General features: G+C 43.9%; 15 protein-coding genes. 7 read left to right on the forward strand and 8 right to left on the reverse strand.

The window, feature by feature from the left end:
• The first annotated feature begins 63 nt into the window (after positions 1 to 63).
• Positions 64 to 357, forward strand: a complete 294-nt coding sequence (locus OIU26_RS12895) for a hypothetical protein (protein WP_264217045.1) — start codon at positions 64 to 66, stop codon at positions 355 to 357.
• 85 nt (positions 358 to 442) lie between these two features.
• Here the strand turns inward: OIU26_RS12895 and OIU26_RS12900 are convergent, their stop codons facing one another.
• From OIU26_RS12900 to OIU26_RS12915, 4 genes are all read right to left on the reverse strand, one after another.
• Complete coding sequence (locus OIU26_RS12900) at positions 443 to 1,417, reverse strand: aldo/keto reductase family protein (RefSeq protein ID WP_264217046.1); 975 nt, start codon at positions 1,415 to 1,417, stop codon at positions 443 to 445.
• A 164-nt stretch (positions 1,418 to 1,581) separates the two neighbouring features.
• Positions 1,582 to 2,544 (reverse strand): radical SAM protein, encoded by a 963-nt coding sequence (locus OIU26_RS12905; RefSeq protein ID WP_025675717.1) that lies wholly within the window; start codon positions 2,542 to 2,544, stop codon positions 1,582 to 1,584.
• A gap of 206 nt (positions 2,545 to 2,750) precedes the next feature.
• Entirely contained in the window at positions 2,751 to 3,965 is a 1,215-nt protein-coding gene (locus OIU26_RS12910; RefSeq protein WP_264217047.1) for an ImmA/IrrE family metallo-endopeptidase, read from the reverse strand.
• A 40-nt stretch (positions 3,966 to 4,005) separates the two neighbouring features.
• Entirely contained in the window at positions 4,006 to 4,749 is a 744-nt protein-coding gene (locus tag OIU26_RS12915) for a DUF5986 family protein (RefSeq protein ID WP_264217132.1), read from the reverse strand.
• 371 nt (positions 4,750 to 5,120) lie between these two features.
• Here OIU26_RS12915 and OIU26_RS12920 point away from each other — a divergent pair, with 371 nt between their 5' ends.
• From OIU26_RS12920 to OIU26_RS12930, 3 genes are all read left to right on the forward strand, one after another.
• Positions 5,121 to 5,597 (forward strand): DsrE/DsrF/DrsH-like family protein, encoded by a 477-nt coding sequence (locus tag OIU26_RS12920; protein ID WP_264217048.1) that lies wholly within the window; start codon positions 5,121 to 5,123, stop codon positions 5,595 to 5,597.
• A 135-nt stretch (positions 5,598 to 5,732) separates the two neighbouring features.
• On the forward strand, positions 5,733 to 7,241 hold the full coding sequence (locus tag OIU26_RS12925; RefSeq protein ID WP_264217049.1) for an aminotransferase class V-fold PLP-dependent enzyme: 1,509 nt from the start codon (positions 5,733 to 5,735) through the stop codon (positions 7,239 to 7,241).
• A gap of 81 nt (positions 7,242 to 7,322) precedes the next feature.
• On the forward strand, positions 7,323 to 7,832 hold the full coding sequence (locus OIU26_RS12930) for a DUF1036 domain-containing protein (protein ID WP_264217050.1): 510 nt from the start codon (positions 7,323 to 7,325) through the stop codon (positions 7,830 to 7,832).
• 108 nt (positions 7,833 to 7,940) lie between these two features.
• Here OIU26_RS12930 and OIU26_RS12935 read toward each other — a convergent pair whose 3' ends face one another.
• Positions 7,941 to 8,993: an LLM class flavin-dependent oxidoreductase gene (locus tag OIU26_RS12935; RefSeq protein ID WP_058830946.1), complete on the reverse strand. Its 1,053-nt coding sequence runs from the start codon at positions 8,991 to 8,993 to the stop codon at positions 7,941 to 7,943.
• 251 nt (positions 8,994 to 9,244) lie between these two features.
• Here OIU26_RS12935 and OIU26_RS12940 point away from each other — a divergent pair, with 251 nt between their 5' ends.
• Positions 9,245 to 10,000, forward strand: coding sequence for an AIM24 family protein (locus OIU26_RS12940; protein WP_016822536.1), 756 nt, complete (start codon positions 9,245 to 9,247; stop codon positions 9,998 to 10,000).
• A gap of 118 nt (positions 10,001 to 10,118) precedes the next feature.
• On the opposite strand, the gene OIU26_RS12945 is transcribed toward OIU26_RS12940, so the two are convergent.
• The gene (locus tag OIU26_RS12945; RefSeq protein WP_013373813.1) at positions 10,119 to 10,460 is read right to left on the reverse strand and encodes a zinc ribbon domain-containing protein YjdM; all 342 of its coding nucleotides are present in this window, start codon (positions 10,458 to 10,460) and stop codon (positions 10,119 to 10,121) included.
• Between the two features lie 155 nt (positions 10,461 to 10,615).
• The gene (locus OIU26_RS12950; RefSeq protein WP_264217051.1) at positions 10,616 to 11,482 is read right to left on the reverse strand and encodes an SDR family oxidoreductase; all 867 of its coding nucleotides are present in this window, start codon (positions 11,480 to 11,482) and stop codon (positions 10,616 to 10,618) included.
• A 138-nt stretch (positions 11,483 to 11,620) separates the two neighbouring features.
• On the opposite strand from OIU26_RS12950, the gene OIU26_RS12955 reads away from it, so the two are divergent.
• On the forward strand, positions 11,621 to 12,514 hold the full coding sequence (locus tag OIU26_RS12955) for a diacylglycerol/lipid kinase family protein (RefSeq protein WP_264217052.1): 894 nt from the start codon (positions 11,621 to 11,623) through the stop codon (positions 12,512 to 12,514).
• 14 nt (positions 12,515 to 12,528) lie between these two features.
• Here the strand turns inward: OIU26_RS12955 and OIU26_RS12960 are convergent, their stop codons facing one another.
• Positions 12,529 to 13,071: a hypothetical protein gene (locus OIU26_RS12960; protein WP_025678121.1), complete on the reverse strand. Its 543-nt coding sequence runs from the start codon at positions 13,069 to 13,071 to the stop codon at positions 12,529 to 12,531.
• A gap of 97 nt (positions 13,072 to 13,168) precedes the next feature.
• Here OIU26_RS12960 and OIU26_RS12965 point away from each other — a divergent pair, with 97 nt between their 5' ends.
• A complete protein-coding gene (locus OIU26_RS12965) occupies positions 13,169 to 14,083 on the forward strand; it encodes a phosphatidate cytidylyltransferase (RefSeq protein WP_264217053.1) in 915 nt (304 codons plus the stop codon).
• Positions 14,084 to 14,137: the final 54 nt, after the last annotated feature.

The raw sequence follows: 14,137 nt of genomic DNA on the forward strand, positions 1-14,137 counted from the left end.
TTCCCTGAGTTTAAAAAATCGCCCAAACTCACGAAAAAGGCTAAAAAAGATATCACTTATATTATGTCAACATTATTAACGCTTGTGATATTCGTAGTTATCGTTTCTTGGAATATTCATACTTCAGGTGACCTGTTTCTTGAAGGTCCGCTAACACCGCAGATGAAGCTTCACTGGGGGCAAGAGGTATTGATATTGGGGTTGGTGGAAGGTCTATGGGCTGTCATCAGTCTAAAATGGCTGTTGCCCATCTTTTTTGATCCGCTGGATCTCAGTAAGAAGCAAATCCTTGTTTTAGTGAGCGGGATTGCACTTAGTATGATTTCAGGCATCTATGCGATGCTTGAAGCAAGTTAAAAAATCTCGCCCTTCTCTGTTAAGGAACAGGAAGAGCGAGACTTTGTTATTGATGGCTTCCCTCTAGAGAGGCTCATGTGAATGCTTAGCGCAAAGGCTCAAATCCCTCTGCTTGCTTCAGAATCTGCTCAATTTTCGCGCAGGTCTCCGGTTGCAAAGTCACCTCGACTGCCTTCACATTTTCTTCAATTTGTGTCGGTTTAGTAGCCCCAATCAGTGCAGCGCTGATCCCCGGTTCTCTCAGAATCCAGGCAAGCGCGAGTTGTGACAGGGTGATACCCAAGTCCTTCGCCAGCTGATCCAGCTCCTGAACGCAGTTGAGAACGGTATCGTTCATATAACTGCTGATGACATTATTGACAGAAGCATCAGCCCCGCGGCTACCCGTCGGTATAGGTTGTCCCGGTTTGTATTTACCCGTGAGGATGCCTTGGGCTAGAGGTGAAAATACAATTTGGCCGATGCCTACCTGCCCGGATACGGGAAGGACCTCATGCTCGATATAACGCTCGAACATATTATAGATCGGCTGATTGGCAATCAGCGGCCGCAGATTCAGCCTTTTTCCGATACCATAGGCATCCGTGAGCTGGGCGGCATTCCATTCACTGACCGCAGCATACAAGATCTTGCCTTGAGCCTGAAGATCATCTAGTGCCTGCAGTGTCTCTTCCAACGGAGTATCTGGATCATAACGATGGCAGAAGTACATGTCGATATAATCCGTGCCGAGCCGCTTCAAACTCGCCTCACATTGCTCCATAATATGCTTGCGTGACAGCCCTCTGTCATTGGGACCGGAATCCATAGGAAAGAATACCTTAGTAGAAAGCACATAGCTCTCTCTCCGATAAGGCTTCAATGCGGCTCCCATAGCCTTCTCGCCTTCTCCACGGTTATACGCGTTCGCGGTATCAAAGAAATTAATCCCAAGTTCAAAGGCCTTGGCAATACAGGTATGAGCTGCTTCCTGTTCGGCGGCCGTACCGTACGTTAACCAGCTCCCCAGTCCGATTTCACTAATTTTAAGACCGCTGTTGCCTACATTTCTATATCTCATATCTACTCCTTCTTTCATAAGAAGCTTGCATTTTTATATATCTTAACATGTAAACCCTTTCATTAAAACAAATAATAAAGGACTCGTGGAGTTACATAAAGGACATCTACCACCCTACTTGTTAGGGTAGTAGATGCTTATTGTCTCATCATCTCAAATTATATCTATATGCTTCCTCCAGGGAAAAGCGCATCATATGCAGGACAAGGCAGTTTGTCGAGAAACTCCTGAAGCTGCTTGGGCTTATTTTTGTAAATATCCTTTAAGGACGTTCCGTTATAGATATTACCGATGACCACAGGATGACAAAGTTCACAGATCAGGATGTCCCCGTTCCCGTGCAGATGAAGCTGCTTCTTACCGTCAACACAGTTGGAAAAGTATACCCCCGGTTGCTCCTTGAAGCCCAGCGCCTCAGCAAAACGGTCCATACAGGTAAAATACAACACAGTATCGTCTTTTTTATGCGCAATCAGGTCATGAACGGAACGGACAAGTGCTTCCTTGGTGGAGATCGCGTTCCAATTCGTATGATCCATCACGATGCTGTTTTGGATTTCATGGATGCGTACACCGAGTTCGTAAACCTTTTCACTGATCGCTGGCATGTTGTTCTGCGTCTCTTCAAATAACAATGTCTCCAGCACCGTTTCCAGCTTGGCTTCGGTACACAAACGGATATTTTGAACGATTTTCTCATACATACGAGGGTGAACATGATAATAGGCTGCATATTTATCGGCATCCGTGAAGTTAAAGGAGATATGAATATTGGAAAGCCCTGCGTCACGCAGTTTCTCAATTCGTTCAGGGCTAAGCAAGCTCGCATTGGTATTAAGCTGGGTTGCAATTCCCTTGCTCGAACAGTGAGCCACGATGTCCAGACAATCGTCATACTTTAAGGTTACTTCGCCCCCGGACAGTCGCACACGTTTTAACGTTGGAATGTCATCAATAATACCTATGACCTCTTTGCTGCTGATGCATTGTCCGTCGTTCCGCTGATATGCGCAGCAGTAATCACACTTGAAGTTGCAATTAGAGGTGACCCCGACTTCCAGTCCCTCCAGCTCGTAGATGCCCGGCTTCTCCAGTTCAAGTGCTTTATATTTGTTCTCTATACTCAATTTCTTATAATCCTCCCGATCTCAGGCTTGTGTCTTGAATTCCCTTGAGATTATACCGAATGGGAGGGGTTTGTAGATATGACATTGGTAACGGTGAAAATGGAGTTCCGACATTTTGAATTAATACAAAAAAGAAACCTGCATCTAAAAAAATAGGTTTCTCGACAGTCTTAAAAGCCTTAAATGTATGTTTTTTAAAATTATAGTTACACTTGCTTAGTTACATCTGAGATACGCTTGGATATATCCGTGACATTTTGCAGACCGAAATCAAGACTTTTCGCCAAATATTTATTAAAAAAATCAGGGACAATTCCGGTCATATGATAAAAGAATGATACTTCAGTTTTCCAATCATTCTCAACCATTTGATGAATGTTCACGAGACCCTTTTTAGAAACAAGATCGATAATTGTTTTGATTTTCGTTGGTTTCTGAATCGGAATTAATTCATCGAGCGGTTCAATCTTCAAATAACCTTTTCGATGCAAAGCTGCGTAGAAGTTTCGATGATCTTTTGGTTTAAGATGTCCCAAATGGGCTGCCCTGTATCCCAACACTTGCAGTGAAGTTTTCCATTTCTTTTTCAAATCCAAGTAATTATCCGGATTTGTGATATGGGCCACATTTTGCATATCAAGTGTAAATTCATCTTCAGGTAACAAGAATGCTCCAGCAAACATATTCGCTTCATTCTCAATAATTTTGTGTTCTTTTCTATCTAAATTAGCAAATTCAAGACGATAATGAAGCAGTAGATGCCCCAGTTCATGTGCTATATCAAAATTTCTCCGAACAGCTGATCGTTTCATATTCCCTAATATGATATAAGGACGATCGTTTCGAGTCCAGAGACTATAAGCATCAATCTCCTCACCCATTGCCTTCTCAAAGGCGAATACTCCACTTTTTTCGACTAGAAACATAAGATCGTCATTTGTATCTTGCGCTAGGCCCAGTCTTTTACGTGCCAAATGAGCAACTTTATCGATTTGAGTCGATCTATCGTCATCTGAATGGTTTAGATATTCGATAACTTCATCCCTTAAACTAATAATTTTGAGGGTAGGAAGGCTAATTCTGGCTGTAATATAGTTAATAAAAGCATCTAAATATTCAACATGCTTCGCTTCCGCCTGCGTCTTAGAGATAACATTCAAAACTTTTGAACGATAAGCGATGTTCATTACGTTTACGTTAGCAGGTGTCGTATTCCGTGCGAGCATGTCTTTAGTATAAAAATATTTGCTTTTCACCTTAAAAATCCGCTTTAACTCATTCACAATTTGCATTTTAGGAGATGTATATGCATTCTCGTACTGCCAGACTGCTTGTTCTGTAACACCCAACATTTCAGAGAGCTGTTTTCTTGAATACCCATGCATGATCCGTAGATTGGTCAAATTTTCACCTATGAACATGCTGCTCCCCCCTTATTTTGACTAACCCCGTCTTGTTTATCTAGTTGTGTTGCTCTTCTTCCAATATCCCGATATCGAAAGCTGCTGGGTCCATAATATCTTCATTCATTTCTGGCGCCACTACTTCGCGATCTTCTTCAGTTAAATCAGCTCCAGAAATAAGGCTTGAGAGGTCTTCTATCAGGTAAGCGATATTATCATTGGGATTGGGTAAATAATGCATTACTTCAGATATCTGATATGCCTCATCAAGTGCGTATGTGAGTATATGGAACTCATTATAGGATGATTTAAAGCTTTCGAGTTCATCTTTTACCTGGCTCTCTAAAATCAGAAAGGAAAGTTGTTCCGGTATTTCCCCTGTTTTCGAGGATTGCTGAGTAGGGGAAAACAATAAATCTTTGTTAATTTTTGAAAGTTCATGAAGATAGGTACGACGTGGACCTTTCCTCCCGTAATTGTTAGGTAGCTTTGCCTGTGAAAAGCATTGCTCATTGAAATAAGCCGCATTCTTAATAAGAAAAAGAATTTTAGAATCTCCATGGATAAATTGGAGATAGTCCCACGTTAATCCAGCCTTCGATTTTTTATATGTAAAACCGTAATCAACGCACTCTTCTGCGATCTTACTTTCGATAAAGTTACCCTTGGTCCAGGCAAAAGCTGAACTGATCTTCATTTTTGCTTTTCGATCTTTACGATGCTCAATATAATCGCGGTATCCATCTACGATAGCATCAACAATCATTTTATTGTGTTTAGAATTAAATTTGAATTTATCCATATCCATATCCATCGCTCCGATTCATAGGTATGAAGAATACCTACATTTTAATCGAAATTCGAGCTTAAGGAAATGATTTTTTATGTTTTTTTTAAAGTTTGACCTGTATATTGAACAAAACCTTTATAGTCATTTAGGATTGAAAAACGATGTTGCCTTTAAATTATTCTCTTCCTGCCCTCAAATCATTCGTCTGTTGACGAGAAATGGGTACATTAATACTGGTTACTAGCAACCGGAATAGTTTTTTATAAAATATCAGTTTCCAATATTTACACCCCTCTACAATTGTGATCAATATGTGAACTGGGCATAGTTCTCATTTCCAAATCCATACTGAATATATCTGTTGGTAATGGAGGCGGAAGATCGTGGACAAAAGGATGAATCTGCTTATGTTCAGCGGCGATTATGATAAGGCAATGGCTGGACTGATTTTGGCCAATACAGCTCGGGAGCTGGATGTCGAGGTTACGATGTTTTTTGCATTCTGGGGATTATCATTGGTTCGTGATCCCGATAAAATGACGCTTGAGGACAAGACCATTTACGAGAAACTTATGGATTTGATGACTCCCAAAGGACCTGAAGCCTTGCCGTTGTCCCATATGAATTTTAGCGGTATGGGCAAACTGATGCTGACGGAAATGCTGGAAGATAATGAGAAACCGAAGCTGATCCATTTCCTGAAGGGAGCCCGGAAGAAAAACGTCAAATTTTATGCCTGCAAGCTATCGGTGGATATTATGGGTTTTAAACCGGAAGAATTCATCCCTGAACTGGAAATTATCGAGGCCAAAACATATCTAAAAGACGCCCTCGAGTCGGATATGCAGCTTTTTATCTAATATATACTCATGCCTTATCCTGCTATTGGATGAGGCTTTTTAATTTGGCTAAATGATGACATTCGCCTAATTATTTTAACCTATCCTCGCCTACCTACGTACCCTAAGAAGACAGAACGACTTGGGAGGCGCCGTATGCTCATGGCTCGAATCGGAAGTAGTAACTGTAGGTATCAGCCTTCTAACGAGGCTCATTTCCAAAAGTATCGCGAAAATACAATCGGTTATCACCAGACCTTTGAATCTCCATATGGGCTTAAAAAGCTGATTTATGCGGATTGGGCAGCCAGCGGTCGTCTATATGGACCCATCGAGTCGAAAATAGCTAATGAATTAGGTCCATTTGTGGCGAACACGCATACGGAGTCTAATTTGACAGGTACTCTGATGACCCAAGCCTATGAAAAAGCAAAACAAATCATTAAGAACCACGTTCATGCCAACGAACATGATATCATTCTATTCGCCGGGTCTGGGATGACAGGTGCGGTGAATAAGCTTCAGCGAATATTAGGATTAAAAATACATGAAAAATTAAAGCCCCTCTACCCCATCGCCGAAAAAGACCGCCCCGTTATTTTTGTTACACACATGGAGCATCATTCCAATCATATTTCCTGGGCAGAAACCATTGGAGACGTTGTGTGTCTCCCTCCGGGCCCCGGAGGAATGGTCGATCCAGCTCATCTCGAACGACTGCTGCATCAATTTCGGCATCGCCCGATCAAGATTGGCGCTTTTACCGCCTGCTCCAATGTTACAGGGTTCGAAGTGCCAATTCACCAACTATCCCGCAAAATGCATGAACATGGTGGCGTATGTTTCGTTGATTTTTCGGCAAGCGCACCTTATGCGGAGATCGACATGCATCCTACAGATCCCCTTGAGAAACTGGACGGGATTGTATTTTCTCCTCACAAATTTCTTGGTGGCCCCGGCACAAGCGGCGTTCTCATTATGGATTCGCGGCTGTGTCTCCATTGTGCTCCCGATCAGCCCGGAGGCGGCACGGTAAGTTGGACCAATCCTTGGGGTGGATACGAGTATAAAAATAGTATTGAGGCCCGCGAGGATGGAGGCACTCCTCCTTTTCTACAGGCTGTTCGAACCGCGCTCTGTATTCAGTTGAAGGAGCAAATGGGATACAACCGCATGTGGGAGCGTAAAAAGGAGCTGACCTCATTATTGCTAAAAGGCTTGAGCATCATACCAGGTCTACACATTTTGGGAGGGAGCAGCCAAGATCGGCTGGGAACCGTTTCTTTCGTTGTTGGTCATATTCACTATAACCTGATTGTAAAACTACTCAATGATCGATTTGGCATTCAGGTCCGGGGCGGCTGTTCATGTGCAGGCCCCTATGGACATTATTTGCTGGGCATCGACCAGCAAGCATCTAAACAAATGATAGACCTGATTCATGCGGGAGACTTATCTCGAAAGCCGGGCTGGGTGCGTCTGTCGCTTCATCCCATGATGACCAATCAGGAAGTCTCCTATATTTTCTCTTCCATACGGGCTATCGTGGAAAACATCATAACCTGGCGAAAAGATTATACCTATCAACCGGAATCGAACGAGTGGCGATCTATGAATGAACATAACAAAATGGACATCAGCAAATGGTTCAACTTTAGCAATTAAGAGACTCTTGTCCGTTTCCTTCTTTCAAAATACTCATAAGCTACACTGTAAGATTACTATATGAGGAAAGAAGGGGCGACAATGGGTCTCAATTTTCGCAACAGCACCAATGCGGCTATCTTTGTAGTTTTTGCCTATCCGGACTTCAGCTGTACTCCTGTTAACTACTCCAAAGCAGGCTGGTATCGCGTGAACCCCGGTCAAACGATTCAAGTATGGAGCGGCTTCGCCGGAGGTAATACGTTTTTCTATTACGCCGAGGATGATTTTGGACGTACATGGCAGGGTTCTTACTTCACTCAAGTTCCTGAGAATGCCTTCGATTGGTGCTGGGATACAGGTTGTACCACTTGTAGAAACGTGGGACTGCGGAGAATTGCGGTTAGTCCGTTCGTCTTGAACTATACTATCAACTTTATAACAAGCAGCAGTCAAAGAAAACCTGCATCAACCACACTCCGCACGACGCTGCCTTCCAAAGCAACTCAAGAGAAACCTATCTTGCGCAGAGTTCCTGCAAAACCTAAGAGACTAAAACAAGGAAAGCCACTCCTGCAAAGACGCATCACGCATAAAAAACGGACCAAATAAACAATGATCTGATTGGCTCACCTGTGCAGACTATTTAGAACCAAAAAAGGAGCGACCTCCTTACACGGTCTGCTCCTTTCTCTTTTCTCTATGCTGAGGTCAATCCGCTTATTTGCTCTCAGATTCCCACTTGGATATCTCTTCACGCACCCGTGGCGCTACCTCTGTTCCCAATAACTCAATAGCTCTCATGACATCATCATGCGGCATCGTGCCGACGGGCACGTGCAACAAAAAACGTGTAATGCCTACTTGTTTACGGAGATGAATGATTTTCTTGGCAACTGTATCGGGATCGCCTACATACAATGCTCCTTCAAAGCTGCGCGCGGCATCGAAGCTGGAACGAGTATAAGGACCCCAACCACGTTCACGCCCAAGCACATTCATGCTCTGCTGAGTGGAAGGGAAAAACTTTTCCGCTGCAAGCTCGGTGGTCTCCGCGATAAAACCATGCGAGTGGGATGCAACTGGAAGCAGCGATGCATCATGACCTGCGTGCTTAGCTGCCTTTTTGTACAACTCCACCAATGGTGCAAACTGCATAGGGCTGCCTCCGATAATGGCAAGCACCAACGGCAATCCAAGCAAGCCCGCACGAACCACAGATTCCTGATTGCCTCCACTCCCGATCCATACAGGCAAAGGATTTTGCACCGGACGCGGATACACGCCTAAATTGTTGATCGCAGGCCGATGTCCGCCTTTCCAGGTCACTTTTTCGGATTCACGTATTTTCAATAGAAGTTCCAGTTTTTCATCAAACAACTCATCGTAGTTATCCAGGTCATACCCAAACAACGGAAACGATTCGATAAAAGAACCTCGGCCTGCCATAATTTCAGCTCGTCCATTCGAAATACCGTCCAGCGTAGCAAAATCCTGAAACACACGCACCGGATCATCCGATGAAAGCACCGTAACCGCACTGGTTAGGCGAATTCGTTGGGTCTGTGCCGCAGCAGCAGCCAGTATAACAGCCGGAGCAGATGCCGCATAATCTTTACGATGATGCTCTCCCACGCCGTACACATCCAGTCCTACCTGATCAGCAAGTACAATTTCCTCGACCACTTCACGTATCCGTTGTGCGTGACTGATAACCTCACCGGTTTGGGGATCCGGTGTTGTTTCTACAAACGTACTTATACCTATCTCCACTTATGCTACCCCCTACTGTATGTTTCAATTTTTTATTCGGTTGCTTTCGACGCAATCATTTTAAAAACCGATATCTTTATATTGAACTTTTTTTGCATCTTTTTCAAGCTCTCCTTTTCTGAGTCTGAAAATCAGGCGAGAAAAGTCCCGAGATCCGCGCAGGAAAAGCAGTCTCTTTGTCGAATTATGGTATGGAGTAAATAAGATTTCCATCCCCACACCATGAAAACAACAAGGAGGCGCATACTTTTATGGCTTTTGTTATTAATAATTTAAAGGATAACAGCAATGTTGCCATCACTGACCAATTAGGTGGATTTACGGTACTGGAATACATAACAGATTTGAGTTGCACCTCGGTTGCGGCTGCGAAAGACAATTACTATATGAGCAAAAGTAACATGCGCCGCAAGCAGCTCATGATCGAAATCAATAATAGTGAGATTATGATGAGGGCTGGTGCCATGCAATATACTGTAGGTAGCATGGAAATGACTACCGGTGTAAAAGGCGTCGGAGGCTTAATGCGAAACTTGGTATCCGGTGCTGTAACAGGGACAGGTGCCATTAAGCCGCACTATAAAGGCACGGGAACCATCATGCTGGAGCCTACCTATCAATATATTTGGCTTATTGATGTCGATAATGATGACATTGCCATCGAAGACGGATTGTTTTTAGCTTGCGACACCACACTGGACATATCCGTAGTTGCACGTAGTAATCTTTCCTCTGCTGCACTGGGCGGAGAAGGGTTATTTAATTTAAGCGCCCGTGGAAAAGGAGTGCTGGCACTTCAAGCGCCGATCCCTTCTGATGAAGCGGTCGTTATAGAATTGCAAAATGATGTGCTTAAGGTGGATGGCAACTTTGCCCTTATGTGGTCCAACACCCTACAGTTTACCGTTGAAAAATCGGGGAAAACCAAAATGGGCTCGGCCGCTTCCGGCGAAGGGCTGGTTAATGTATACAGGGGAACAGGAACCGTGTGGCTGGCACCACTATGACATCTATATGGGCATGAGCATTGGAAGCCCAATGATGCCCAATGCTAATAAAAAAGGAGAAGCCTCGGCTTCTCCTTTTTTATCCTCATGGAACTGAACAGTTTCTCTGCTATATACTCTAATTCTTTTTAACAAACTCCGATTTTAGCTTCATTGCTCCAAAACCATCAATTTTACAATCAATATCATGATCGCCTTCCACCAGACGGATGTTTTTTACTTTGGTGCCAATTTTCAAGACGGAAGAGCTTCCCTTCACTTTAAGGTCTTTGATGACAGTTACAGAGTCACCATCCTTCAGAATGTTACCATTCGCATCTTTGACGACTTTTACGTCTTCACTGCTTTCAGTTTCTGACTCGGCAGACCACTCATGAGCGCATTCCGGGCAAATAAACAGACTGCGGTCCTCATAAGTGTACTCTGAATTACACTCAGGGCAATTTGGTAAATTAGACATAGTATTATGTACTCCATTCATTTTTTATTTCTATTCCAAGCCATCTTGGAGTTCCCTACAAGTATATTGGATAATCAGTCGCGGTTCCAGTTATGAATGTAACTAAAACAGATGCTAACCTTCCTAGGCAGCACCCGTTTTGTACGACACGTTTATTATGCTTGGATTTGCTTGACCAGTTCACTAATTCCTTGCTTAAGCGGCGTCAGGGGACGCTTCAACAGCTTCTCAAAATCGTTGCTTACAACATCCAAAGCTCCTTCACGAATCGCTTGTTGAATGCCTACCACAATAGGGATGGCACCTTCCGGTACTCCCGCACCGAGCATGATCTCGGCATACGCAGCATCGTCTACCTGCTGTACAGGAACGTCCTTACCCAGGACCTCAGCAAGTATCGCTGCCAACTCTTCTTGGGTAATCGGCTTACCAGAGAGCTCGTAGATTGTATTCTCATGTCCTTCGCCAGACAACACGGCTGCAGCCGCTTGCGCGTAATCAGCGCGGGCAGCCCAACCTACTCTACCGGACCCTGCTGAGGTTAACCATGGAGCTCCCGCGAGTACGGATTGGATCGTGCCTGCTTCATTCTCAAGATACCAATTATTACGCAAGAAGGAGTAAGGAATACCTGACTCACGAATGAACTCCTCCGTAATACGATGTACGGGTGCAAGGAATAGAGTGCTGTCAGCGGCATTGGCCGCACTGGTATACGCGATGAAGCCTACTCCCGCACGCATAGCAGCATCAACAGCCGCCTTATGCTGACGAATTCTAGTATCATTATCCCCGTCTGCGGATATAATCAACAATCGATCTACACCAGCAAATGCCTGATCCAGCGTTTCTGGCTTGTCAAAATCGCCATGACGAACGTCAACGCCACGATTACGTAACCCCTCTGCTTTTTCCGGATTTCTTACGCTAACAATAAGGTCTTTTGCCGGGACGGATGCAAGCAATGTATCTACCACAATGGAACCCAGTTGCCCCGTTGCTCCTGTTAATGCGATTTTCATACGAAATCCTCCATTCAGATTTTATTTACTTTTATATAGTAACTAAAAATATGACACATGTCTAATTTAGAGTCTAAAGGTATGCTTTCCGGGTAAGGGTTGGTAACCCAGACTTTCCCCAAAGAGAGGAATATGTATATGAAGAAAGCTATGGTCATTGTAAATCCCTCTTCTGGCAAAGAGGAATCCCTCCAACATGTCAGAAACGTAGAAGAAATTCTACGTGAGCAAGGATACGCCGTTACAGTCGAAGAGACGGCACAAGAACTGGATGCCACCCGTTTTTGCGTCACTGCATGTCAGGAAGCTTATGAGCTAGTCGTTTCCCTCGGTGGAGATGGCACGCTTCACGAAACCATTAATGGTTTCATGGATCAAGCCCATCGTCCAAAACTAGGGGTCATCCCGCTTGGGACCGTCAATGATTTTGCCCGTGCCTTACAAATTCCGCTAAGTCCTGAACTGGCGATCCGTACACTCACTTCTGCTCGCGTGAAAGCCGTAGATATGGGTCTCTTAAACGGTCGAATGTTTGCCAATGTTGTTGCCACTGGCTCGCTTGCCGAATCGCTATCCGCTGTGTCGTCAGACGATAAATCCATGTTTGGTACATTTGCCTACTTTAAAGAAGGTTTGAAAGAACTTATCAACCATCCTGCCCATCCGCTTATCGTCCGCTATGATGACAAGACTTGGGAAGGCGAATCCCCACTCTTTCTTGCTGCTTTAACCAACTCAGTTGGCGGATTTGAGAAACTGGCGCCCGGGGCGGCTGTTGATGATGGCCTGCTTCACTGCTTTATTTTCAAAAACCTTAATATATTGAACACGGTGACGGCCAGCATAAGCTTATTTTTAGGAAACCTGAAAGATCATAGTGATATCGTTTACTTTACTGCAAAGCATGTAAGTGTCAGCTCTGCAGAACCGGTCAGTACGAATGTAGATGGTGAGGGAGGACCCTCTTTGCCTATCGAGCTTGGTATTCTGGCGCGTCACATCAAGGTAATTGTGCCTGAGGAGTCTGAGTAATACGGTGCTTATCCTCAGGCTTGAGGCTCATAATCGCTCAATTTCCCCTCGTAGATCAGATGGAATCGGTCACTTTGCCGAAAATCGTCTGGTGTAATAAGGGCGGGCAGCTTGTTCCATATTTTGATGCCGGATCGCTGTAAAATTTCCGCGACGAATTGCGAACAAAAATAAGAATTACTGAACTCAACTGGTTCTTTGAGTGCAACGCCAATCAAACCCAGTAAGTTATACATATATTTTTGTCGACTTCGGATAAATACATGTAAAACTCGCTTCATTTTCTCAACTTCGCGGTCGGTTACCTGAAGCTCGTAGATAACACATGTTGTATTCGGAAATCTGCTGTATGTACCTGTCTTAATATCCTCTTTCACGAAACCACCATCCAGAGGGTTACTGGGGGTCTTTCTCCCGAAGCTATATAACTCCGAAAGTTCTCGGTTGAAGGAAATGGAGGCGTGATTGTATGGTGCTCTTGTATAGCTTTTAATGACTCTCGTCAGAAACGTTCCCGTATTCGTAAGCAAGATAAAAACCGATTGATCAGCTACCATTTACGAAACTTCCCCTTATCAAGTTTGAATTATTCCTTCATAATAACATAGGACCCCCTTCAGGGAATCCTATTTCGCTATAAGTTGGTGAGTCGCAATGGACAGTTCGTTATTAACGTTAACCCTTATTTGTGTAGCCTTATTAATCATCCATCTAATTTATATAGTGGTAGTCAAAACACAGCCAAACAAAGATTATGCAGCTATTGGACTTCGCATTAAGACCTGGTGGGGCATGTTCTTTATCTTTTGCCTGGCAACACTTTTCAATCCGATCGTTTCACTGCTTTCCTTGATGGTGCTTACTTTCTTTGCGCTAAAAGAATACTTCTCCATGATTAGATCCAGAAAAGCTGACCGCAGGTTGTTTTTATGGGCATACTTGGCGATTCCTGTACAGTTTTATTGGATTTATATCGGGTGGTATGGGATGTTTATCGTCTTTATCCCTATCTATGTATTCTTGCTGCTACCGCTCCCGCGATTGATCAATAAAGGAACCGTGGGTTTCCTACGTAGTGTCAGCTCGACTCAATGGGGACTCATGCTGATGGTTTTTGGACTGAGTCACCTGGCTTATTTTCAGTTTGCTACGCCACAATACGGAGCAAAACTTGTACTTTTTCTAGTGGTACTGACACAGCTCAATGATGTCGCACATTATCTGGCATCACTCTATTTCGGCAAGCGGAAAATCGTCCCGACATCCAATCCCAATATAACTTGGGAAGGCTTTGCATTCGCTTTTCCCGTAACCATAGCGGCTTCGTATCTAATCTATCCGTACCTGACGCCGTTTGATCTGAAATTTGGGATTATTATGGGCATGTTGATTAGCTTGAGCGGTTTCTTCGGGAGCTTAACGGTTTCCGTGCTGAAACGAGATTTATTAATCGGCGATGATAATAAGTTCGATGCTTTGAAAAAAAGCTACTTAAGCCGGGTGGATAGCTTGACCTACACCTCGCCCGTCTTTTTTCACGTGATTCGTTATTTTTTCGACTTTATGTAACAATATGTTTTTCTTCATCGCTCCACGATACTCTGCTTGCTTCTCGCCGTTTTC

This window comes from Paenibacillus sp. BT-177 (assembly GCF_025846815.2).
GTDB lineage: Bacteria > Bacillota > Bacilli > Paenibacillales > Paenibacillaceae > Paenibacillus > Paenibacillus polymyxa_C.

What these genes read in the sequence shown, in the direction of transcription:
- OIU26_RS12895 (WP_264217045.1), top strand. Translation starts at nt 64, where the DNA reads ATGTCAACATTATTAACGCTTGTGATATTCGTAGTTATCGTTTCTTGG.
- OIU26_RS12900 (WP_264217046.1), bottom strand. Translation starts at nt 1,417, where the DNA reads ATGAGATATAGAAATGTAGGCAACAGCGGTCTTAAAATTAGTGAAATC.
- OIU26_RS12910 (WP_264217047.1), bottom strand. Translation starts at nt 3,965, where the DNA reads ATGTTCATAGGTGAAAATTTGACCAATCTACGGATCATGCATGGGTAT.
- OIU26_RS12915 (WP_264217132.1), bottom strand. Translation starts at nt 4,749, where the DNA reads ATGGATAAATTCAAATTTAATTCTAAACACAATAAAATGATTGTTGAT.
- OIU26_RS12925 (WP_264217049.1), top strand. Translation starts at nt 5,733, where the DNA reads ATGCTCATGGCTCGAATCGGAAGTAGTAACTGTAGGTATCAGCCTTCT.
- OIU26_RS12930 (WP_264217050.1), top strand. Translation starts at nt 7,323, where the DNA reads ATGGGTCTCAATTTTCGCAACAGCACCAATGCGGCTATCTTTGTAGTT.
- OIU26_RS12940 (WP_016822536.1), top strand. Translation starts at nt 9,245, where the DNA reads ATGGCTTTTGTTATTAATAATTTAAAGGATAACAGCAATGTTGCCATC.
- OIU26_RS12945 (WP_013373813.1), bottom strand. Translation starts at nt 10,460, where the DNA reads ATGTCTAATTTACCAAATTGCCCTGAGTGTAATTCAGAGTACACTTAT.
- OIU26_RS12950 (WP_264217051.1), bottom strand. Translation starts at nt 11,482, where the DNA reads ATGAAAATCGCATTAACAGGAGCAACGGGGCAACTGGGTTCCATTGTG.
- OIU26_RS12955 (WP_264217052.1), top strand. Translation starts at nt 11,621, where the DNA reads ATGAAGAAAGCTATGGTCATTGTAAATCCCTCTTCTGGCAAAGAGGAA.
- OIU26_RS12960 (WP_025678121.1), bottom strand. Translation starts at nt 13,071, where the DNA reads ATGGTAGCTGATCAATCGGTTTTTATCTTGCTTACGAATACGGGAACG.
- OIU26_RS12965 (WP_264217053.1), top strand. Translation starts at nt 13,169, where the DNA reads ATGGACAGTTCGTTATTAACGTTAACCCTTATTTGTGTAGCCTTATTA.